We start from the raw sequence: 19,849 nt of genomic DNA, 5'->3' as shown, positions 1-19,849 counted from the left end.
ATGAGCTCCGTCGACGAACTGAAGGCCGAGATCAAGAAGCTCTCGGCCAAGGCGACGAATATGAAAATGAATCTGCACGATCTCTCGGAAGAGCTGCCGATCAATTGGGGCACGATTCTCACGATCGCGCAGGACACCTATGACGCGTATGCGGCTCTCGAAGCCGCGCGCCAGAAACTCAAGGATTTGGAGACGGCGTGATGGGGGCGTTCAAAACCAGAGGCGGCGCCGATTGGACGCCGTCCTATTTGACCAATATCAATCCGGCGACATGCATCGGCTGCGGGCGATGCTTCAAAGTGTGTCCGCAGGACGTCATGGCGCTCTACGGCGTCGATGCGGAAGGAACGATCCTCGGGATCGTAACCGACGACGACGATGACGATTTCGACGGCGAGCTCAACCGCAAGATCATGAAGGTCGAGCGCGAGCAGGATTGTATCGGGTGCTCGGCGTGCTCGAAGGTCTGTCCGAAGGACTGCCAGACGCACGTTCCCGTCGACCAGCTGGTCGGCTGAACCGATGGCCTTTCTCTCCGAAGATCGCCGATCGGAGAGCGGGCTCCGGCCGCCGAAGCCGGATCCGGCGGACATTTACGTGCGGTTACGGTCGCGTCCGAGTGATTTCGGACGCGACGATCCTTTCACGGCGCATGTCTTCTGCTGTGTGCTCGCGCTCGGCGTGAGCGAAGCCGAGGGCCGGCCCGGCGCGCTCGGGCAATCGCTGGCGCTGGGAAGGGCCGAACTCGAACATCTGATCGATCGGTGGGCGCCCGAAGCGCGCGCCATGGTCGATCTTTCTATGGAAGCCGAGATGGTCGGCCTGGATGACGAGGAAGACCAGATCCGCCAGCTTCTGCGGAGATTTAAGGGTGACGCGTCCGAAGAGACGAGCTGGTTGGCCTCCATATTGACCAAACGCGCGATGTCGCCCCGTCATTTATGGCAGGACCTCGGTCTGACCAAGCGCGACGAGCTCGGCCGTTTGATGCGAGAGCGCTTTCCCGGCCTCGCCGAGCGCAATGTCGATCACATGAAATGGAAGAAATTTTTCTATCGCTCTTTGTGCGAGATGGAAGGTTTCGTGCTCTGCGCGGCGCCGACCTGCCGTGAATGCGGCGATTTTCACGATTGCTTCGGCGATGAGACCGGCGAGAGCGCTCTGGCCCGGCTATCGCGCGCCAAGCCTTCCGACTCCTGACTGTCTCGAGTTTTACTCCCATTCGACGCCGCCCGAGCGATCGTTTCGGGCGGATTTCTGCGTATTTCGAAGCAGAATCGCCATCCATGTCGGAACTCTGACATTGTGGGAATGCGAACAGCCATCGGCCCCCCAAATCGACTGATTCACGATAGCAATCCATTTTGGCATAGCGGTTGCTTTCCTCACCACGGGTGATTTTCCGGGAAGAGGTTAAGCAAATGATCGAACTCACAGACAACGCCCTGAACGCGGTGCGTTCGGCAATTGCGGGCGCCGGGCAGGAAGTCGAGGGGCTGCGGATCATGGTCGAGGCCGGGGGGTGCGCCGGTTTCCAATACACCATGGGTCTCGTCAACGAATCCAATCCCGCGGACCATGTGTTCGAGCGCGATGGCGTCAAAGTGTTCGTGGAGGAGGGCTCGTTGGCCTATCTCGACGGGACGCGCGTCGATTTCGTCACCGGGCTCGAGGGTTCGGGATTCACTTTCGAGAACCCACAGGCGAAGTCGAGCTGTTCCTGCGGCAAATCTTTCGGTTGATCGTCTTCGGGAGAGCCGCGATGTGGGAATATTCCGACAAGGTCATGGAGCATTTCTTCGATCCGAAGAATGCGGGCGTCCTCGACGGAGCCAATGCGATCGGCGAGGTCGGGGCCCTGGCTTGCGGGGACGCGCTCAAGCTGATGCTCCATATAGACCGTGTGACGGAGATCGTTCTCGAAGCCAAGTTCCAAACCTATGGCTGCGGTTCGGCGATCGCCTCGTCCTCGGCTCTGACCGAACTCGTGATCGGCAAGACGCTCGAGCAGGCGGGCGCGATCAGCAATCGGGACATCGCGGATTTCCTCGGCGGCCTGCCGCCCGAAAAAATGCATTGCGCGGTCATGGGTCATGAGGCGCTTCAGGCTGCGATCGCGAATTTTCGCGGCGAAACGCGGCGGCCGATGCGTGAAGACGCGCCGCTGGTGTGCAAATGCCATGGGATCGACGCCGTCGTCATCGAGCGCGCGATCAGGGACAATGGGCTGTCGACCGTCGAGCAGGTGAGCGCGCACACGAAAGCGGGAACCGGCTGCACGACCTGTTACGAGCAGATCGAGGACATTCTGCTGCGCGTGACGTCGGAGGTCGCCGCGGCCGCCGCGGTCGCCGTGGAGGCCGCAGAAAGCGCTCGCGCCGAAAAAGCGGCGACGTCGGCGCCGAGGGCGGAAGTCGCCGCCTCTCGCGCGGGCTCGGTCAATCTGTTCACCGCGCCGGTGCGATCGGCGCCCGCGCCCGCGGCGACGGTGCGTCCGGGCGCTTCTGTTCGGCCCCCGGCCGGGGCGTCGCCTTTGTCGCCGGCTTCTCCTCTGCCGCCGCCCTCTGCGGGCATGACCAATTTGAAGAAGATTCGGCTGATCGAAGAGACGATCGAAGATCTCCGCGTCTATCTCCGCAAGGACGGCGGCGACTGCGAGCTGATCGACGTCGACGGCTCCAATGTGCTCGTCAGCCTCACAGGGGCTTGCGTCGGCTGTCAAATGGCGAGCGTCACCGTGTCGGGAATCCAAGAGCGGCTCATCGCCAAATTGGGCGTGCCCGTTCGCGTGATTCCCGTCGGGCGCAACGCTCACTGAGGAGTTCGTCATGAAGGCGATTTATCTCGACAATAATGCGACGACCCGAGTCGATCCGCTCGTGGTGGAGGCGATGCTGCCCTTCTTCACGGAGCATTTCGGCAATGCGTCTTCCGCTCATTCTTTCGGCGCCGAGGTGGGGACGGCGGTGAAGGCGGCGCGGCAGCAGCTCCAGCAGCTGCTGGGCGCAGCGCATGATCACGAGATCATCTACACCTCCGGCGGCACGGAGAGCGACAACGCCGCGATCCTCTCCGCGCTGGAGGCGTTGCCGGATCGCAATGAGATCGTGACCTCCAAAGTCGAGCATCCTGCCATTCTCTCGCTGTGCGAGCATCTCGAGAAGATCGGGCGCGCCAAGGTGCATTTCATCGGCGTCGACAAGTCCGGCCAGCTCGATATCGAAGCCTATCGCGCAGCTCTGTCCGACAAGGTGGCGATCGTTTCGCTGATGTGGGCGAACAATGAGACGGGCACGATTTTTCCGGTCGAAGGGCTCGCGGAGATCGCCAAGGAGCATGGCGCGCTGTTTCATACGGATGCGGTTCAGGCCGCTGGCAAGACGCCGATTTCTCTCAAGGACAGTGCGATCGACATGCTGTCGCTCTCCGGCCACAAGCTGCACGGGCCGAAGGGAATCGGCGCGCTCTATGTGAAAAAAGGCGCGCGTTTCAAGCCGCTCATCCGAGGCGGCCATCAGGAGCGCGCCCGTCGCGGCGGAACGGAGAATGTGCCGGCGATCATAGGTCTCGGCAAGGCGGCGGAACTCGCGCTTCAGAACATGGCGGATGAGCAGGGCCGCGTTCGCGAATTGCGGGATCGCCTGGAAAAGGCGGTTCTGCAACGCATTCCCAATTGCATCGTCAACGGCGATCGGCACGATCGTTTGCCGAACACGTCGAATTTGGCGTTCGAATATGTCGAGAGCGAAGCGATCCTGCTGCATCTCAATCGCGGCGGCGTCGCCGCTTCGTCGGGCTCGGCCTGCACATCGGGGTCGATGGAGCCGAGCCATGTGCTGAAAGCGATGGAGATTCCCGAGGCGGCGCTGCATGGCGCGGTGCGCTTCTCCTTCTCGCGGGACAATGCCGCAGAGGATGTCGATCGCGTGATCGAGGCGCTGCCCGGCATCGTCGAGAAGCTGCGCGAAATGTCGCCCTTCTGGGCGGAGGCCGAGAAGAAGACCTACGACTCCAAGCAAGTGTTTGCGTGAAGGCGCGATTCCCGTGAACAGCGATCAACCCCGCATCTTCATCAACGACACGACGCTGCGCGATGGCGAGCAGGCGCCGGGCGTCGCCTTCACAGGGGCGGAAAAGCTCGCGATCGCGCGGGCGCTGGCGAGCCTCGGCGTCGATGAGATCGAAGCGGGGACGCCGGCCATGGGGCGCGACGAGATCGAGGCGATCGCCGCCATAGCGGCGGACGGCTTGCCTTGCCGCGTCATGGCCTGGTGTCGGCTGAGCGAAAGCGACGTCGACGCCGCGGTCGCCGCCAATGTCTCGCATGTGAACGTCTCGTCGCCAATGTCGCGATTGCAGATCGGCGTGAAGCTCTCGACCGATGTCGAAGGCGCCGCGGCGCGCGTCGAGCGCGTCGTCGCCTATGCGCGATCCAAGGGGCTGACTGTCGCTCTCGGCGGCGAGGATTCCTCGCGCGCCGATCCGCGCGACATCGGCCGGATCGCCCGTGCGGCGGCCGCGGCTGGGGCGACGCGGTTTCGCTTCGCGGACACGCTCGGCACGCTCGATCCTTTCGCGACCTACGAGTCGATTCGTCGCGTGCGCGAGGAGACGGATCTGCCGATCGAATTTCACGGCCATGACGATGTCGGCCTCGCCACCGCCAACACGCTCGCCGCAGTGCGCGGCGGCGCGACCCATGCGTCGGTCACCATGCTCGGTCTCGGCGAGCGCGCCGGCAATGCCGCGCTGGAGGAGGTCGCCGTCGCGCTCGGCCATGTCGCACACGGGCGCACGAATGTCGATCTCAAGCGCCTGCAGGGCGTCGCTCGGCTGGTCGCCGCAGCGGCGCGCCGCAAGATCGGGCGCGCCAAGGCGATCGTCGGCTCCGACATATTCACGCATGAATCGGGCATTCACGTCGCCGCGCTGATGAAGGATGTGCGCACCTATCAGGGGCTCGATCCCTCGCGGCTCGGACGACGGCATCGCATCGTCATCGCCAAACATTCGGGCTTGAGCGCCATTCAGAAGAAATGCGCCGAGATCGGCGTCGATCTCGATCGCGATACGGCGGCGCGGCTCCTCGATCATGTGAAGCGTCGCGCTCTGGACCAGAAGAGGCCGGTCAATCGCGGCGAATTCATCCGCCTCGTCGATCGGGCGCAGGCCGAGGCCGCCCTGGCGGCGCGGCACGACGTCGGAGGCGTGTCATGAGCCCCGTTTCGATCGTCGCGACGCCGAGCGTCGCGGCCAGCAAGAGCCTTTTCGCGCTGATCCGCGAGGACGTCGGCTGCGTCGCACAGCGCGATCCGGCGGCCCGCAGCACTTTGGAAGTCGTGCTGCTCTATCCGGGCGTTCACGCTCTGATATGGCATCGCATCGCCAATCGCTTGTGGCGCGGCGGCCATAAATTCGCGGCGCGGGCGCTGTCGTGGTTCGGCCGTCTCGTCACCAATATCGACATTCATCCGGGCGCGACGATCGGCGTGCGTTTCTTCATCGATCATGGCGCGGGCGTGGTGATCGGCGAAACGGCGACCATAGGCGATGATGTGACGATGTATCATGGCGTCACGCTCGGCGGCACTTCCTGGTCGGTCGGCCGTCGGCATCCGACGGTGGGCGACGGCGTGCTGATCGGGGCCGGAGCGAAAATTCTCGGCCCGATCAGCGTCGGTCCGCGCGCGCGCATCGGCGCCAATTCCGTCGTCATCGAGGATGTTCCGCCAGAAATGACGGTGGTCGGCATTCCGGGGCGTGTGGTGCGAGAGCAGCGTCGCCGATCGGGAGCGGACGGGCGCATCGACCTCGAGCACCACCTCATTCCCGATCCGGTCGGAGATGCGATTTCCGTGCTCATCGACCGCATCGATTTTCTCGAAGCGCGGCTCGCGCATCTGCAAGTGCGCGTCAGCGAAGGCTCCCATCGGCAAGTCGGAGACAACAAGCCATGAGCATATTGGACGATCTGCGCAAATTGTCGGCGGCCGAGGAATTCTTCGACCTTCTCGGCGTCGAATACGACCCCAACATCGTGCGACACTCGAGGCTGCATATCCTGCGACGCATGGGCGAGTATCTTCACAAGGCGGCGCCCGAGGGCGCGTCCGACGACGAGGTGCGCGAAGCCTGCCGCGAGTTTCTCGCGAAGGCCTATCAGGATTTCACGAAATCCTCGCCGATCGAAGAACGGCTTTTCAAAGTGCACAAGGACGCGGTAAAGCCGAAAGAGGAGCCGAAGAAGCCCTTCGTGCCGCTCAGCACGGTCACCACGTCGAACGGATGACAATCGAACGATAGGTCGGGATGGCGAGAGGAAGAATCTCATGAAGATACTGGTCTGCATCAAGCAAGTTCCCGACAGCGCCCAAATCCGCGTGCATCCGGTCACCAACACGATCATGCGCCAGGGCGTGCCGACGATCATCAATCCTTATGATCTCTTCTCGCTGGAAGAGGCGTTGAAGCTGCGCGACAAATTCGGCGGCGAGGTCACGACACTGACCATGGGGCCTCCCATGGCCGCCGATGCGCTGCGCAAGACGCTGGCGATCGGCGCCGATCGCGCCATTCTGCTCACCGATCGCTTCTTCGCCGGCGCCGACACTCTGGCGACCACCTATGCGCTCGCGCAGGCGATCAACAAGATTCAGAAGTCCTGGGGCGATCTCGATCTCGTCTTCACCGGCAAGCAGACGATCGACGGCGACACGGCGCAGGTCGGTCCGGGTGTGGCGAAGCGTCTCAACCTTCTGCAATTGACTTATGTCTCCAAAATCGTGGAAGCCGATGAGGAGAAGCGCGAGGTCGTGATCGAGCGTCGCGCGGAAGGCGGCACGCAAGTCCTCAAGACGAAAATGCCCTGCCTCATCGCCATGCTCGAGGGCACGAACGAAGTGCGTCGTGGCTCCATCTCGGATTCGCTGCGCGCCGCGCGCGCCGAGATCATCACCTGGAGCGCGAAGGACGCCGAGATCGAAGACCTCGGCAAATGCGGACTGAAAGGATCGCCGACGATCGTGAAGAAGGTCTTCGCTCCTCCGGTGCGGACCGATCGCGCCGCCTTCGTGGAGCCGGGCAAGAACGCCGGCGAGTCCGCCGACGCGCTGATCGAGGCGATCTTCAAGCGCCATACGGCGCTCGAGGAAGACATGACGAAATTGGCCAGTGGGTTCTAAAGGAGAAGCGCAAATGTCCGACAAGCCCGCCCCCGCCGCGCCGCAGCAGAGCCGCGCCAGCGCGAAAAAGGAGCTCCCGGAGCATTTCCGCGGCTACAAGCACGTCTGGGTGTTCGTCGAGCTGGAGCGCGGCGAGGTGCATCCGGTGTCCTGGGAGCTGCTCGGCGCCGGCCGCAAGCTCGCGGATCAGCTGAAGGTCGATCTCGCCGCCGTGGTGCTCGGCGCGCCGGGCGAGGCGACGCGCAAGGCCGTCAACGAATCCTTCTTCTATGGGGCCGATCTCGCTTATCTCGTCGAGGATCCGATCCTCGGCGATTATCGCAACGAGCCCTATTCCAAGGCGGTGACGCAGCTCGTCAACACGCATAAGCCGGAGATATTGCTGCTCGGCGCGACGACGCTCGGCCGCGATCTCGCCGGCTCGGTGGCGACGACTCTGCTCACCGGCCTCACCGCCGATTGCACCGAGCTCGCGGTCGACGCCGACGGCTCGCTGGCCGCGACGCGTCCGACCTTCGGCGGTTCGCTGCTCTGCACGATCTATACGTTGAACTATCGGCCGCAGATGGCGACGGTGCGTCCGCGCCAATTGCCGACGCCGTCGCGCGACGAATCGCGCTCCGGCCGCGTGATCGAGTTCAAGGCCGAGCTCGACGAAGAGACGATCATCACCAAGCTGCTGAAGTTCATCCCCGACCGCGAGTCGGCCAAGAGCAATCTCGCTTTCGCCGATGTCGTCGTCGCCGGCGGGCTCGGCCTGCAGAGCGCGGAGAATTATCAGCTCGTGCGCAATCTCGCCTCTGTGCTCGGCGCGGAATTCGGCGGCTCGCGTCCTCTGGTGCAGAAGGGCTGGATCACCTCCGATCGTCAGATCGGCCAGACCGGCAAATCGATCCGTCCCAAGCTCTATATCGCCGCCGGCATTTCCGGCGCGATCCAGCATCGCGTGGGCGTCGAAGGCGCCGATTGCATCGTCGCGATCAACACCGACAAGAATGCGCCGATCTTCGACTTCGCGCATATCGGCATAGTGACCGACGCCATTCGTCTGCTTCCGGCGCTGACGGAAGCTTTCCGCAAACGTCTCTCGCCCGAGAACGCAGACCGGCTCGCCGGCTAACCCGAGGAGATCATCATGATCGAAGAGAAATTCGACGCGATCGTCATCGGGGCCGGCATGGCCGGCAACGCCGCCGCCTATACGATGGCCTCGCGCGGCTTGAACGTTCTGCAGCTGGAGCGCGGCGAATACGCCGGCTCCAAGAATGTGCAGGGCGGCATTCTCTATGCGGACATGCTGGAGAAGATCATTCCCGATTTCCGCGAGGAGGCTCCGCTGGAGCGCCATCTCATCGAGCAGCGCTTCTGGATGATGACCGATCGCTCGCATACGGGGATGCAATATCGTTCGGACGACTTCAACGAGGAGAAGCCGAACCGCTACACCATCATCCGCTCGCAATTCGACCGCTGGTTCAACAAGCAGGTGCAGGCCGCGGGCGCGATCGTCATCAGCGAGACGACGGTCACAGAGCTCGTCAGCGACGCCTATGGCAAGGTGATCGGCGTGCGCACGGATCGCGCCGGCGGCACTGTCTTCGCCGATGTCGTCGTGCTGGCGGAAGGCGTCAACGGCCTGCTCGGCGCGCGCGCGGGGCTGCGTCCGACGCCCAAGCCCGAGCATGTCGCGCTCGCCGTCAAGGAAATGCACTTCCTGCCGCGCGAGACGATCGAGGCGCGTTTCAATCTGCATGGCGACGAAGGCGTCGTGATCGAGGCCGCCGGCACCATCTCCAAGGGGATGACCGGCATGGGCTTCGTCTACACGAACAAAGAGAGCATTTCTGTCGGGATGGGCTGCCTCGTGTCGGATTTCGCCGAAAATGACGAAACTCCGTACGGAATGCTCGAAGTGTTCAAGAAGCATCCGTCGATCGCGCCGCTGCTCGAGGGCTCGGAAGTGAAGGAATATGCCGCGCATCTCATTCCCGAGGGCGGCTACAACACGATTCCCGAGCTGTTCGGCGATGGCTGGGTCGTCGTCGGCGACGCCGCGCAGCTCAACAACGCCATCCATAGAGAAGGCTCGAATCTTGCTATGACGTCCGGCAGGCTCGCGGGCGAGGCGATTTTCCAAGTGAAGTCCCGCCGCGATCCGATGACGAAGCAGAATCTGGCGCTCTACAAGAAACTCCTCGATGACAGCTTCGTCATGAAGGATTTGAAGAAATACAAGGATATGCCGGCGTTGCTGCATACGCAGGCGCAGAATTTCTTCCTCACCTATCCGACGCTCGTGTCGAAGGCGATGGAGAATTTCCTACGCGTCGACGGCACGCCGAAGCTCGAGAAGGAAAAGGCGTCGGTCCGCGCTTTCCGTGAGAAGCGCTCGCTGACGGGATTGTTCGGAGATGCATGGCGTCTGGCGCGCGCCTGGCGCTGAGAGGAGGAATCGCGATGTCGACGCAAGCTGCGCGAGTCGAGGAGAAGCTGTTCCAGAACCGCTATCTCGTCGACCAAGGAAAACCCCATATCGTCGTGCAACCGCACACCACGCCATCCAAGAATCTCTTGGCGATGACGAAGGTCTGTCCGGCGGGCTGCTATGAGCAGAACGCTTCCGGTCAGGTCGAGATCACGCCGGACGGCTGTCTCGAATGCGGCACATGTCGCGTCCTCTGCGAGCCGCAGGGCGACATCGTGTGGAATTATCCGCGCGGCGGCTATGGCGTGCTGTTCAAATTCGGCTGATCGTGAGACCGACGCGCCGCGTGTCGGCGCGTCGGAAAGTAGACGCGAGGATGTTCGATGACGGTCGCGCAATTGATCGAATTGCTGAAGGACATGCCGAGCGAAGCCGTGGTGATCCTCGAGGGAGACGGAGCCTTGGCCCGTCTCGTCGGGGTGAATTTGGAAAAGAGCGTTATGGCGGGACTGCCGGACGAGGTCGTCCTGTCCACCGATTGCGAAGAATGAGGCCGCCCCGAGCGGGGCGCGACCGACCGACGCAGCAGCTCGTAGCCGGCGAGGCTTGACGGGCGCGCGTTTCGATCTCATCTTTTATTCGTCTCGATGATCTTCGCGGGAGAGGCCGGCGCGCGCGCCGGAGCCGAAGGCGCAACCGCCCCGGAAACGCTCAGGCAAAAGGACCGCGAGGAAAGAGACACTCTGGAAAGCGGCGCGGCCTATCCGCGCCCACCGAAGGGCGTAACCTGCGCAGCAGGGAAATCTCTCAGGTCTCCAGACAGAGGGGGCGCGAGCCGGGCGGAGAAATCCGCCCAATGCGGAACGCCGTCTGTCGGGAGCGCCCTTTGAGCGAAAGCTTCGCCCCTCGCATTCCCACACCGCTGGAGAAGACGCCGCTCGATGCGCTGCATCGTCGTCTCGGCGCGCGCATGGCTCCCTTCGCCGGATATGAGCTGCCGCTGCATTATCCGTCCGGCGTCGTCGCGGAACATTTGCATACGCGCGATAAGGCCAGCCTGTTCGACGTCTCCCACATGGGGCAGGCGATCCTCTCCGGCCGCGGCGCCGCGGAAAAGATCGAGGCTCTGGTTCCCGCCGATGTGAGGGATCTCGCGCCGGAGCGCACACGCTACAGCCAGCTCCTCGCCGAGGACGGCGGCGTGTTCGACGATCTGATGATCACGCGCCTCCCTGGGCGCGACGAGCGATTGCTGCTCGTCGTCAACGCCGCAGCGAAGCGACAGGATTTCGACTTTTTGCGGCAGGAGCTGCCCGAGCTCGGCCTCGCCGTGCTCGCCGGCCGAGCCCTGATCGCATTGCAGGGGCCGCGCGCCGCCGCCGCGATCGCGACGCTTCTCCCGAATGTCGCAGAATTGCCCTTCATGGCGTGGCGCGCCGCGGAGTTTCGCGGCGCCGGGCTCTTCGTCTCGCGCTCGGGCTATACGGGCGAGGACGGTTTTGAAATCTCCGTGCCCGACCATCTCGCCGAGCCCTTTGCGGAGGCTCTGCTGGCGCATCCCGACGTCGCGCCCGCCGGCCTCGCGGCGCGCGATTCGTTGCGGCTCGAGGCGGGCTTCTGCCTCTATGGCCATGATCTCGACGTGACGACCGATCCGGTCGAGGCAGGGCTCGCCTGGTCCATCGGCAAGCGCCGGCGCGAGCAGGTCGGCTTTCCCGGTTATGAGCGCATCCGCGCTGCTTTGATCGAGGGGCCCGCGCGCAAGCGCGTCGGCCTTCTTCCTCGAGGCCGCGCCCCTTTGCGCGAAGGCGCGACCTTGGCGGCCCCGGACGGACGAATCGTCGGGCGCCTCACCTCGGGCGGCTATTCGCCGACGCTCTCGCGTCCGATCGCCATGGGCTATGTCGAGACGCCCTTCGCCACGCCCGGCGTCATGCTGGAGAGCCGGCTTCGCGGCAATCTGGTCGCGGTCGAGGTCACGTCCCTGCCTTTCGTCCCCCATCGCTATTTTCGCGGCCCTGCCGGAAAGGACAGATCATGAGCGGCGAACGCTACACCAAGGATCATGATTTCGTGCGCGTCGAGGATGATGTCGCCTTTGTCGGAATCACCGATTTCGCGCAGTCGCAGCTCGGCGACATCGTCTATGTCGAGCTGCCTCTGCCGGGAAGGCGCGTCGCCAAGGGCGAGCAGCTGGCGACGATCGAGAGCGTCAAAGCGGCGAGCGAAGTCTATGCGCCGATTTCCGGCGCGGTGCTGGAGGTCAATGAGCGGCTCGTAACCTCGCCCGATCTCGTGAACAAGGAGCCGCTCGGCGAAGGCTGGCTGCTGACCTTGCGCGTCGCCGACGCCGCCGAGCTCGAGGAGCTGATGGACGAAGACGCTTATCGCGCCTTTGTCGAAGGCGAGGGATGAGCCATGCGCTATCTGCCATTGACGAAAGCCGACCGCGCAGAGATGCGCGCGGCGATCGGCGTCGATCATGTCGACGCGCTCTACGCGGATGTGCCGAAGGAACTGCGGCTCGAAGGGCTGCTCGATCTCCCGCGCGCAAAATCGGAGATGGAGGTGGAGCGTCTGCTCTCCGCCATGTCGAAGCGCAATCTCTCGGCCGCGAGCGCGCCTTTCTTCATCGGCGCCGGCGCCTATCGCCATCATATTCCCGCGAGCGTCGATCATCTGATCCAGCGCTCGGAGTTTCTGACCAGCTACACGCCCTATCAGCCGGAGATATCGCAGGGCACGTTGCAATATCTCTTCGAGTTCCAGACCCAGGTCGCCATGCTCACCGGCATGGAGATCGCCAATGCGTCGATGTATGACGGCTCCACCGCCTGCGCCGAGGCAGCGCTGATGGCGCATCGAATCACCAAGCGGCGCAAGGCCGTGCTCTCCGGCGGTCTGCATCCACATTATGCGCAGACGCTTCAGACGATCTCGCATTTCGCTGGCGACGAGATCGTCGCTCTCGCGCCGGATGTCTTCGCGCGTGAAGATTTCGCCGCGGCGATCGACGATAGCGTCTCCTGCGTCATCGTGCAGACGCCGGATGTCTTCGGCAATCTGCGCGATCTCACGCCCATCGCCGAAGCCTGCCATCGTCACGGCGCTCTGCTCGTCGCCGTCTTCACCGAGGCGGTCTCGCTCGGCCTGCTGACGCCCCCCGGCGAGATGGGCGCGGATATCGTCGTCGGCGAAGGCCAGTCGCTCGGCAATCCGCTCTCCTTCGGCGGCCCTTATCTCGGCTTGTTCGCGACGCGGCAGTCCTATTTGCGCCAGACGCCGGGACGCCTCATCGGCGAGACGGTCGATGCGGATGGGCGCCGCGGCTATGTCGCGACGCTCTCGGCGCGCGAGCAGCATATTCGCCGCGACAAGGCGACGTCCAACATCTGCACCAACTCCAATCTCTGCGCGCTCGCCTTCAGCATTCATCTGAGCCTGCTCGGAGAAGCGGGCCTGCGCCGTCTCGCACGCGCAAATCATGCGAGCGCCGTGGATCTCGTCGACCGGCTCGCGGAGGTTCGCGGCGTCGAGACGCTGAATGAGAGCTTCTTCAACGAATTCACGCTGCGCGTTCCATGCGACGCCGCGCGGCTCGTCGAGGATATGGCGGAGGTGGGCGTGCTCGCGGGCGTTCCCGTCTCGCGACTGCTGCCGGATGCGGGGCTCGATGATCTCCTCATCGTCGCCAGCACAGAGGTCGATACGGCGGAAGATCGCGAGGCTTTCGTCGCGGCAATGAGAGGAGCGATTTGATGCTCGATCATCCGGAAGAAGCCACTTTCGAGACCTTCTCGAAAAATCGCGGGCTCGATCAGGAGGAGCCGCCCATCTTCGAGATCGGCCGCACGGATACGAGCGGCGTCGACATAGAAGAGCCGGCGCATTTGGAGCCGCGTCTCGGCGCGCTCGAGCGCAAAGGGCCGATCGGCCTGCCCGGCCTCTCCGAGCCGGAGGCGATGCGGCATTATGTGCGTCTGTCGCGCAAGAATTATTCGATCGACGCCGGCCTCTATCCGCTCGGCTCCTGCACGATGAAGCATAATCCGCGTCTCGATGAGAAAATGGCGCGGCTCGAGGGTTTCGCCGATCTGCATCCGCTGCAGCCGCAATCGACCGCGCAAGGTGCGCTGGCGCTGATGGAGGAGTTGTCGCGCTTTCTGCTGACGCTCACCGGAATGAGCGCCATAGCGCTCTCGCCGAAAGCCGGCGCGCATGGCGAGCTCTGCGGACTCATGGCCATAGAGGCGGCGCTGGAAGCGCGCGGCGAAGCGGCGACACGCAAGGCGGTTCTCATTCCGCAATCGGCGCATGGCACAAATCCGGCGAGCGCCGCTCTGCTCGGCTTTCAGCCGCGCGTGATCGAGGCGGGCGCCGATGGCGTGGTGAGCGAGGAGGCCGTCGCCAGAGCGCTCGGCCCCGATGTCGCGGCGATCATGCTCACCAATCCCAATACGTGCGGCTTGTTCGAGCGCAATATCGTCGCCATTGCGCGGCGCGTGCATGAGGCGGGCGGCTATTTCTATTGCGACGGCGCCAATTTCAACGCCATAGCCGGGATCGCGCGGCCCGGCGACATGGGCGTCGACGCCATGCATCTCAATCTGCACAAGACCTTCTCGACGCCGCATGGCGGCGGCGGGCCGGGCTCTGGTCCTGTCGTCTTTTCCGAACGTCTCGCGCCTTTCGCGCCGGTTCCGTTCCTGCTGCGCGAGGGCGAGACATTGCGTCTCGTCGAACATGCGCGCGGAACGCGGAGCTTCGGCCGGCTCGCGGCCTTTCATGGACAATTCGGGACCTTCGTGCGCGCGCTCGCCTATAGTCTGTCGCATGGCGCCGACGGGCTCGCGCAGGCGTCGCGCGACGCCGTGCTCTCGGCCAATTATCTGCGCGCGGCGTTGCGCGACGTGATGACGCAGCCATTCGGCGATCGCGCCTGTATGCACGAAGTTCTGTTCGACGACGCTTTCCTCGAGGGCACGGGCGTCTCGACTCTCGATTTCGCCAAGGCGATGATCGACGAGGGCTATCATCCGATGACGATCTATTTCCCGCTCGTCGTTCACGGCGCCATGCTGATCGAGCCGACCGAATCGGAGTCGAAACGCTCGCTCGATCTCTTCGTCGCGACATTGCGCAGCCTCGTCGCTGCGGCGAAGCGCGGCGAGACGCGGCGCTTCACGCAGGCGCCGCGCTACGCCCCGCGGCGCCGTCTCGACGAGACCGCCGCCGCGCGCAAGCCGAGGCTGTGCTGGAGCGCCGCTCGATCCTCGGAGCGGGTCGAAGCTTCCCTCACGGGGCGATCGGGCGAATGAGAATCGGCGCCTGGTAAGGCGTTTCCACCTCCCCCTCGAGGGGCAATCGAATGCACACATCCTCCCCACCCCGCGACGTCTCGGCCAGGACGGCTGCGCGACGGCAAAAATAGGATTATCATCTGCCCGCGCCGAAGCGCCCGGCGCCTCGCGGCGGCGGGGGAGGAGGGGCGGTTCGGGACGCTCCGGCCCCTTCGGCCGCAGCGCTATGAGATATGTGTCGGTTCCGGAGCGTCCCGAAACGCGGCTTTGCCTTCTCGTCGACGTCCCGAGGCGCATTCAGACCCGCGAATCCTGGGCTTTCGCATTCAAGATCCGATCGCTTCCGAAGGCTTGGGCTCACGGAACGGCTCTCGCTCTTCCCTATGGACGGGAGAGAAACGCCGTTCCGGCGACGCGCCGCCTGTCCATGGACGGGGGTCGCCGTCCCGGATGGAGCCGGCCCCCGCCCGCGTTCCCTGACCCGAGAAACGCGCCCTTGCGTCGACGGGAGCGAGGAAGAGATAGGAATATTTTCAGTACATGTCAAGGTCGGGTGAGAGACTATCGGATGCTCACATCCTCCTCGCCTCACGGCGTCCTGGCCGGGCTCATCCCGGCCACCCATGTGGCGCACTTTCGGCGCTCGCCCGATCGCCATGGCTTCCCTCCGCCTCGCTCTGGACATGGCGCGGCTTCCGAACCAAAGTGAGCCGGCTCCCGCATCGCACGAGCCTTGGACGCCGCCTTGTCTTCCGCGCCTTCTTTCATCGTCGCCCGCGATCCGCTCGCCCCGCCGCCGGGGCTCGAGGGGGCTGTCGTCGCCATCGGCAATTTCGACGGGCTGCACCGCGGCCATCGCGGCGTCATCGCCCATGCGCAGGCTCTGGCGCAAAAGCTCGGCAAGCCCTGCGCTCTGCTCACTTTCGAGCCGCATCCGGCCGATTGCTTCGCCGGAAAATCGGTCATATTCCGCCTCACCCCGCCGGACGCCAAGGCCGCGATGCTCGCCCGCCTCGGCCTGGATGGAATGGTGATCCTCACTTTCGACAAGGACTTCGCCGCGCGCCCGCCGCGAGAGTTCACCGAGGAGATTCTCCACAAGAGGCTCGGCGTCTCGGCGGCGGTGGCGGGCTATGATTTCTGCTTCGGCGCCATGCGCGCCGGCAATCCCGCGTTTCTGCGCGCCGAGGGCGATCGGCTGGGCTTTACCGTCGAGATCGTGCCGCGAATCACGCAGGACGAGGCCGGCAGCCTCGAGGCGGTCTCCTCCACCGCGACGCGCGAGGCGCTCGCCGCCGGCGATGTCGCGCTGGCGGCGAAGCTGCTCGGCCATCCCTATTTCGTCGAGGGCGTCGTCGGGCGAGGCCGCCGGCTCGGCCGCACGCTGGGCTTTCCGACCGCCAATATCGCGCTCGATCCTTCGAGCAAGCTGCGCCACGGCATTTACGCGGTGACGCTGGAGGCGGACGGCATGCTGCGCGAGGGCGTCGCCAATTTCGGCCGCCGGCCGACGGTGGAGGCCGAGGGCGCGCCCCTGCTCGAGGTCTTCGTCTTCGATTTCGACGGCGATCTCTATGGCAAGACGGTGGAGGTCGCCTTCATCGGCTTCATCCGCGGCGAGGCGAAATTCGATTCGCTCGACGCGCTCACCGCGCAAATGCGCGCGGATGCGGCGAAGGCGCGGGAGATTCTTTCTCTGAGACAAACAGCCCCCTCATCCTGAGGCGCTTTTTGCGCAGCAAAAAGCCTCGAAGGATGCTCCAGAAGGCGGGGCGTCCGACCCTTCGAGACGCCGGCTCCTCAGTATGAGGGGCCGATCCATTTCATCCGAGCAGAGCGGCGAGAATCGTCTCGAATTCTTGCGAGAGCGGACCGATCGCGGCCGGTTTGCCAGCGCGGGCGTACCAATAGCCGGCGTTGCCGAGATCGCCTTCCGCGCGATGCAGAAAGGCGTGCACCCACATGGCGTTCGCCTCGCTGGAGCTGTCGACGCATTTATGCGCCGCGCCCCAATCTCCTCTGGCGTTTTTCCACAGAGCGAGCAGCGGCGGCGAGAGGGCGGGGGGCGTCTCTGCGGCGAGGGAGGCGTGGAATTGGGCTGGGGTCATGGCGCCGACGCGGGCTCGTGATGGCGCTCTCGCGTCAGAGCGGAAGGCGCCTTCGGAAAGGCGGTGAACGCCAGGATACATGCGGCGGTTCCGCAAGCGGCGATAGCGGCGATCATCGGTAGAGCCGCGCCATTGGCCGTCGCGCCGACGATGAAGGAGGCGAATGTTCCGGCGCCGAACTGAAGCGCTCCCAGCAGGGCCGACGCCGTGCCGGAGATCGCGCCATAGGATTCGAGCGCCATGACGCTGCAAATGGGCATGACGACAGCCCTGGCGGCGATGATGACGAAGAGCGACGCTGCGAGCACAGCGAAACTCGCGCCGCCGGCCATATCGACCGCCGCCAGCGAGACGGCCGTCGCGGCATAGACCGCGACGGACGCGCGCACGATCGTTTGCGGCTGGAAACGGCCCATCAGCCACGGCGCGGTCTGCGCGGCCGCCATCAGGCCGATGGAATTGACGGCGAAGACAGCGCTATAGGCGGCGGGCGTCAGGCCATGCAGCGAAATGAAGACGAAGGAGGAGCCGGCGAGATAGGCGAAAAATCCAGCCTGCGAGAATGCCGTCACCGCCACATAAGGGAGAAAGCGGCGGCTGGCGAGAAGATGCGCGTAGTTTCGCGCGGCGTCGAGCGGGCGGCTGGCGGCGCGAAGCTCTTCCATGCGGGTCTCCGGCAAGGCGATCCACACCAGGACGAGATCGGCGACGCCGAACAGCGCCAGCGCGCCGAACAGAGCCTGCCATGGCGCGACGGCGATGATCGCCGAGCCCAACAGAGGCGCGAGAATCGGCGCGACGCCGAGGACGAGCATCATCATCGCGATGAGCTTGGCGGCCGTCTGCCCCGTGTACAGGTCGCGCACGATGGCGAGGCCCATCACCATGCCGGCCGAGCCGCCGAGCCCATGGATGAAGCGCCAGGCGGCGAGCTGCTCTGCCGTCGTGGCGGTGATGCTGCCGATGGAGCCGACAACGAACAAGAAGAGCCCGGCGTAGATGACCGGCTTGCGGCCGATGGAGTCGGAGATCGGGCCGTAGAAGAGCTGGCCGATCATGAGACCGGCGAAGAAGGACATGAGGCTGAACTGCACCTGTCCTTCGCCGACATTCAGACTCGCCGCGATCTGCGGCATGGCCGGCAGATACATATCGATCGACAACGGCCCAAGAGCGCCGAGAGCCCCGAGAATGGGCGCTATGCGCCTGGAAGATGTGTCTTGCATGAGTGGAGTTTCACCTCTTCGCTCGGCGCGCGTTGCGTCCGCGCCGAGTTCGAAGGCTCGAGGAATGGATCGAGCCGAAGCTTTGGAATGGCAGACCGTTAGTGTTTAGAGCGATCTAAGATATATCTTTATATCGGCAGGGGTCAAGCCTTTCATTCCAGCCCCCTACCGCGGCGCCCCGAACGCCTGCTATCTCTCCAACATGACCCTCATCTACAAGCTCCTCCCCGCTTCCCTCTGGCGTGAGGCCGAGGCGGCGGGCGTTTTCGCCGGCGCCGGGATCGATCTTGCCGACGGCTACATTCATTTCTCGACCGGCGCGCAGGTCGAGGAGACGGCGGCGCGCTATTTCAACGGCGTCGCCGATCTTCTGCTCGTCGCCGTGGAGGCGGAGCCGCTCGGCGACGCGCTGAAATGGGAGCCCTCGCGCGGCGGCGATCTCTTCCCCCATCTCTATGGAACGCTGCCCGTCGCCGGCGTCGCCAAAGTGACGGCCTTGCCGATGCGCGCGGATGGCGGCCATGATTTCGCGGGGCGTCTCGAATGATCGAGGTTCTTTTCGGCGATCTCGCCACCTCGCTGTTTCGCCGTCTGCCGCCGGAGACGGCGCATCAGGCGACGATCGTCGCTCTGCAGCTGATGCCGGCGCCGAAGCCGCCGCGCGACGATCCGCGCCTCGCGGTGCGCGCCTTCGGCCTCGATTTTCCCAATCCGATCGGCCTCGCCGCCGGCTTCGACAAGAACGCCGAGGTTCCCGACGCCATGCTGGCCATGGGCTTCGGCTTCGCCGAGGTCGGCACGCTGACTCCGCGACCGCAGGCCGGCAACGCCCGCCCGCGCGTGTTTCGGCTGGCGGAGGATCGCGGAATCGTCAATCGCTACGGCTTCAACAATGTCGGCCATACGCTCGCCTATGAGCGGCTGCTGGCGCGGCGCTCGCGCGGCGGAATCGTCGGCGTCAACATCGGCGCCAATAAGGACGCCGCCGACCGCATCGCCGATTATGAGCGCGGCATTGCGGTCTTCTCCGAGCTGGCGAGCTATTTCACCGTCAACGTCTCCTCGCCCAACACGCCGGGCCTGCGCGATCTGCAGGAGAAGAACGCACTTTCCGAGCTTTTGGTGCGCGTTCTCTCGGCGCGAGAGCGAGCGCGGCGCCGGCGCCCCGTTCTGTTGAAGATCGCGCCGGATCTCTCGCTCGAGCAACTCGACGATGTGGTGGGCGTCGCCCGGGCGCGGGAGATCGACGGAATGATCGTCTCCAACACGACGTTGGCGCGGCCGCAGACTTTGGCATCGCCTTTCGCGAGAGAGGCGGGCGGCCTCTCGGGCGCGCCGCTCTTCGATCTCTCGACGAAAATGCTCGCCGAGACGTTTCTGCGCGTCGAGGGGCAGTTTCCGCTCATCGGCGTCGGCGGCGTCGATTCGGCCGCGGCGGCGCTCGCCAAGATCGAGGCGGGGGCGAGCCTGGTGCAGCTCTATAGCGCGCTGGTCTATGAGGGGCCGGGGCTGGTGCAGCGCATCAAGAGCGGAATTTTGGAGGCGCTGGAGCGCGAGGGCGAGACGCTGGCGGCGCTCGTCGGACGGCGGGCGCGCGGATAGGGTCGGG

General features: G+C 64.6%; 23 protein-coding genes and 1 riboswitch. Of the genes, 21 read left to right on the top strand and 2 right to left on the bottom strand.

What is annotated here, in order from left to right; translation table 11 throughout:
• The 19 genes from KP010_RS10830 (at position 1) to KP010_RS10740 (ending at position 16,629) form a co-directional block, all read left to right on the top strand.
• Entirely contained in the window at positions 1-201 is a 201-nt protein-coding gene (locus tag KP010_RS10830) for a CCE_0567 family metalloprotein (protein ID WP_142862413.1), read from the top strand.
• Positions 201-518, top strand: a complete 318-nt coding sequence (gene fdxB / locus KP010_RS10825) for a ferredoxin III, nif-specific (protein WP_142862414.1) — start codon at positions 201-203, stop codon at positions 516-518. Before KP010_RS10830 ends, fdxB begins: the two co-directional genes overlap by 1 nt.
• Positions 519-522: 4 nt before the next feature.
• Positions 523-1,200 (top strand): nitrogen fixation protein NifQ, encoded by a 678-nt coding sequence (locus KP010_RS10820; RefSeq protein WP_142862415.1) that lies wholly within the window; start codon positions 523-525, stop codon positions 1,198-1,200.
• A 221-nt stretch (positions 1,201-1,421) separates the two neighbouring features.
• Complete coding sequence (locus KP010_RS10815; protein WP_109027644.1) at positions 1,422-1,742, top strand: iron-sulfur cluster assembly accessory protein; 321 nt, start codon at positions 1,422-1,424, stop codon at positions 1,740-1,742.
• Between the two features lie 20 nt (positions 1,743-1,762).
• Positions 1,763-2,818 carry a Fe-S cluster assembly protein NifU gene (nifU, locus tag KP010_RS10810; protein WP_142862416.1) on the top strand — a complete coding sequence of 352 codons (1,056 nt, stop codon included), beginning with the start codon at positions 1,763-1,765 and terminating at the stop codon, positions 2,816-2,818.
• 10 nt (positions 2,819-2,828) lie between these two features.
• Positions 2,829-4,031, top strand: coding sequence for a cysteine desulfurase NifS (gene nifS / locus KP010_RS10805; RefSeq protein ID WP_109027634.1), 1,203 nt, complete (start codon positions 2,829-2,831; stop codon positions 4,029-4,031).
• Between the two features lie 13 nt (positions 4,032-4,044).
• On the top strand, positions 4,045-5,217 hold the full coding sequence (gene nifV / locus KP010_RS10800; protein WP_142862417.1) for a homocitrate synthase: 1,173 nt from the start codon (positions 4,045-4,047) through the stop codon (positions 5,215-5,217).
• A complete protein-coding gene (cysE, locus tag KP010_RS10795; protein WP_109027635.1) occupies positions 5,214-5,957 on the top strand; it encodes a serine O-acetyltransferase in 744 nt (247 codons plus the stop codon). Before nifV ends, cysE begins: the two co-directional genes overlap by 4 nt.
• Positions 5,954-6,289 carry a nitrogenase stabilizing/protective protein NifW gene (gene nifW, locus KP010_RS10790; protein WP_109027636.1) on the top strand — a complete coding sequence of 112 codons (336 nt, stop codon included), beginning with the start codon at positions 5,954-5,956 and terminating at the stop codon, positions 6,287-6,289. Before cysE ends, nifW begins: the two co-directional genes overlap by 4 nt.
• A gap of 40 nt (positions 6,290-6,329) precedes the next feature.
• Positions 6,330-7,181 carry an electron transfer flavoprotein subunit beta/FixA family protein gene (locus tag KP010_RS10785; RefSeq protein WP_142862418.1) on the top strand — a complete coding sequence of 284 codons (852 nt, stop codon included), beginning with the start codon at positions 6,330-6,332 and terminating at the stop codon, positions 7,179-7,181.
• Positions 7,182-7,194: 13 nt separating this feature from the next.
• Positions 7,195-8,301, top strand: coding sequence for an electron transfer flavoprotein subunit alpha/FixB family protein (locus KP010_RS10780; protein WP_142862419.1), 1,107 nt, complete (start codon positions 7,195-7,197; stop codon positions 8,299-8,301).
• A 15-nt stretch (positions 8,302-8,316) separates the two neighbouring features.
• The gene (locus tag KP010_RS10775; protein ID WP_109027639.1) at positions 8,317-9,624 is read left to right on the top strand and encodes an FAD-dependent oxidoreductase; all 1,308 of its coding nucleotides are present in this window, start codon (positions 8,317-8,319) and stop codon (positions 9,622-9,624) included.
• Positions 9,625-9,638: 14 nt separating this feature from the next.
• Positions 9,639-9,932: a ferredoxin family protein gene (locus tag KP010_RS10770; protein ID WP_109027647.1), complete on the top strand. Its 294-nt coding sequence runs from the start codon at positions 9,639-9,641 to the stop codon at positions 9,930-9,932.
• Positions 9,933-9,989: 57 nt separating this feature from the next.
• Positions 9,990-10,157: a hypothetical protein gene (locus KP010_RS10765; protein WP_166142518.1), complete on the top strand. Its 168-nt coding sequence runs from the start codon at positions 9,990-9,992 to the stop codon at positions 10,155-10,157.
• A 96-nt stretch (positions 10,158-10,253) separates the two neighbouring features.
• A riboswitch (glycine riboswitch) is annotated at positions 10,254-10,343 on the top strand.
• Between the two features lie 149 nt (positions 10,344-10,492).
• Complete coding sequence (gcvT, locus tag KP010_RS10760; RefSeq protein ID WP_142862420.1) at positions 10,493-11,647, top strand: glycine cleavage system aminomethyltransferase GcvT; 1,155 nt, start codon at positions 10,493-10,495, stop codon at positions 11,645-11,647.
• Positions 11,644-12,021 (top strand): glycine cleavage system protein GcvH, encoded by a 378-nt coding sequence (gcvH, locus tag KP010_RS10755; RefSeq protein ID WP_142862421.1) that lies wholly within the window; start codon positions 11,644-11,646, stop codon positions 12,019-12,021. The genes gcvT and gcvH overlap by 4 nt, the downstream gene beginning before the upstream one ends.
• A 3-nt stretch (positions 12,022-12,024) precedes the next feature.
• Positions 12,025-13,365, top strand: coding sequence for an aminomethyl-transferring glycine dehydrogenase subunit GcvPA (gene gcvPA, locus KP010_RS10750; protein ID WP_142862422.1), 1,341 nt, complete (start codon positions 12,025-12,027; stop codon positions 13,363-13,365).
• The gene (gene gcvPB / locus KP010_RS10745; protein ID WP_142862423.1) at positions 13,365-14,924 is read left to right on the top strand and encodes an aminomethyl-transferring glycine dehydrogenase subunit GcvPB; all 1,560 of its coding nucleotides are present in this window, start codon (positions 13,365-13,367) and stop codon (positions 14,922-14,924) included. The genes gcvPA and gcvPB overlap by 1 nt, the downstream gene beginning before the upstream one ends.
• Positions 14,925-15,651: 727 nt before the next feature.
• Entirely contained in the window at positions 15,652-16,629 is a 978-nt protein-coding gene (locus KP010_RS10740) for a bifunctional riboflavin kinase/FAD synthetase (protein ID WP_371824206.1), read from the top strand.
• Positions 16,630-16,729: 100 nt separating this feature from the next.
• On the opposite strand, the gene KP010_RS10735 is transcribed toward KP010_RS10740, so the two are convergent.
• The gene (locus KP010_RS10735; RefSeq protein WP_142862425.1) at positions 16,730-17,014 is read right to left on the bottom strand and encodes a hypothetical protein; all 285 of its coding nucleotides are present in this window, start codon (positions 17,012-17,014) and stop codon (positions 16,730-16,732) included.
• Complete coding sequence (locus KP010_RS10730) at positions 17,011-18,240, bottom strand: multidrug effflux MFS transporter (RefSeq protein ID WP_246659790.1); 1,230 nt, start codon at positions 18,238-18,240, stop codon at positions 17,011-17,013. Before KP010_RS10730 ends, KP010_RS10735 begins: the two co-directional genes overlap by 4 nt.
• A gap of 202 nt (positions 18,241-18,442) precedes the next feature.
• Between KP010_RS10730 and KP010_RS10725 the strand changes: the two genes are divergently transcribed.
• Positions 18,443-18,787 carry a DUF952 domain-containing protein gene (locus tag KP010_RS10725; RefSeq protein WP_142862426.1) on the top strand — a complete coding sequence of 115 codons (345 nt, stop codon included), beginning with the start codon at positions 18,443-18,445 and terminating at the stop codon, positions 18,785-18,787.
• Complete coding sequence (locus KP010_RS10720) at positions 18,784-19,842, top strand: quinone-dependent dihydroorotate dehydrogenase (protein ID WP_216280870.1); 1,059 nt, start codon at positions 18,784-18,786, stop codon at positions 19,840-19,842. The genes KP010_RS10725 and KP010_RS10720 overlap by 4 nt, the downstream gene beginning before the upstream one ends.
• The last annotated feature ends 7 nt before the right edge of the window (positions 19,843-19,849 follow it).

The organism is Methylosinus sp. KRF6 (assembly GCF_018887255.1).
Classification (GTDB): domain Bacteria; phylum Pseudomonadota; class Alphaproteobacteria; order Rhizobiales; family Beijerinckiaceae; genus Methylosinus; species Methylosinus sporium.
The sequence above is the reverse complement of the archived record's forward strand: the minus strand, read 5'-3'. Positions and strand labels throughout refer to the sequence as shown.

Bases quoted from the DNA above. Each gene is read 5' to 3' on its own strand.
- KP010_RS10830 (WP_142862413.1), top strand. From the start codon at position 1: ATGAGCTCCGTCGACGAACTGAAGGCCGAGATCAAGAAGCTCTCGGCC.
- fdxB (WP_142862414.1), top strand. From the start codon at position 201: ATGGGGGCGTTCAAAACCAGAGGCGGCGCCGATTGGACGCCGTCCTAT.
- KP010_RS10820 (WP_142862415.1), top strand. From the start codon at position 523: ATGGCCTTTCTCTCCGAAGATCGCCGATCGGAGAGCGGGCTCCGGCCG.
- KP010_RS10815 (WP_109027644.1), top strand. From the start codon at position 1,422: ATGATCGAACTCACAGACAACGCCCTGAACGCGGTGCGTTCGGCAATT.
- nifU (WP_142862416.1), top strand. From the start codon at position 1,763: ATGTGGGAATATTCCGACAAGGTCATGGAGCATTTCTTCGATCCGAAG.
- nifS (WP_109027634.1), top strand. From the start codon at position 2,829: ATGAAGGCGATTTATCTCGACAATAATGCGACGACCCGAGTCGATCCG.
- cysE (WP_109027635.1), top strand. From the start codon at position 5,214: ATGAGCCCCGTTTCGATCGTCGCGACGCCGAGCGTCGCGGCCAGCAAG.
- nifW (WP_109027636.1), top strand. From the start codon at position 5,954: ATGAGCATATTGGACGATCTGCGCAAATTGTCGGCGGCCGAGGAATTC.
- KP010_RS10785 (WP_142862418.1), top strand. From the start codon at position 6,330: ATGAAGATACTGGTCTGCATCAAGCAAGTTCCCGACAGCGCCCAAATC.
- KP010_RS10780 (WP_142862419.1), top strand. From the start codon at position 7,195: ATGTCCGACAAGCCCGCCCCCGCCGCGCCGCAGCAGAGCCGCGCCAGC.
- KP010_RS10775 (WP_109027639.1), top strand. From the start codon at position 8,317: ATGATCGAAGAGAAATTCGACGCGATCGTCATCGGGGCCGGCATGGCC.
- KP010_RS10770 (WP_109027647.1), top strand. From the start codon at position 9,639: ATGTCGACGCAAGCTGCGCGAGTCGAGGAGAAGCTGTTCCAGAACCGC.
- KP010_RS10765 (WP_166142518.1), top strand. From the start codon at position 9,990: ATGACGGTCGCGCAATTGATCGAATTGCTGAAGGACATGCCGAGCGAA.
- gcvH (WP_142862421.1), top strand. From the start codon at position 11,644: ATGAGCGGCGAACGCTACACCAAGGATCATGATTTCGTGCGCGTCGAG.
- gcvPA (WP_142862422.1), top strand. From the start codon at position 12,025: ATGCGCTATCTGCCATTGACGAAAGCCGACCGCGCAGAGATGCGCGCG.
- gcvPB (WP_142862423.1), top strand. From the start codon at position 13,365: ATGCTCGATCATCCGGAAGAAGCCACTTTCGAGACCTTCTCGAAAAAT.
- KP010_RS10735 (WP_142862425.1), bottom strand. From the start codon at position 17,014: ATGACCCCAGCCCAATTCCACGCCTCCCTCGCCGCAGAGACGCCCCCC.
- KP010_RS10730 (WP_246659790.1), bottom strand. From the start codon at position 18,240: ATGCAAGACACATCTTCCAGGCGCATAGCGCCCATTCTCGGGGCTCTC.
- KP010_RS10725 (WP_142862426.1), top strand. From the start codon at position 18,443: ATGACCCTCATCTACAAGCTCCTCCCCGCTTCCCTCTGGCGTGAGGCC.
- KP010_RS10720 (WP_216280870.1), top strand. From the start codon at position 18,784: ATGATCGAGGTTCTTTTCGGCGATCTCGCCACCTCGCTGTTTCGCCGT.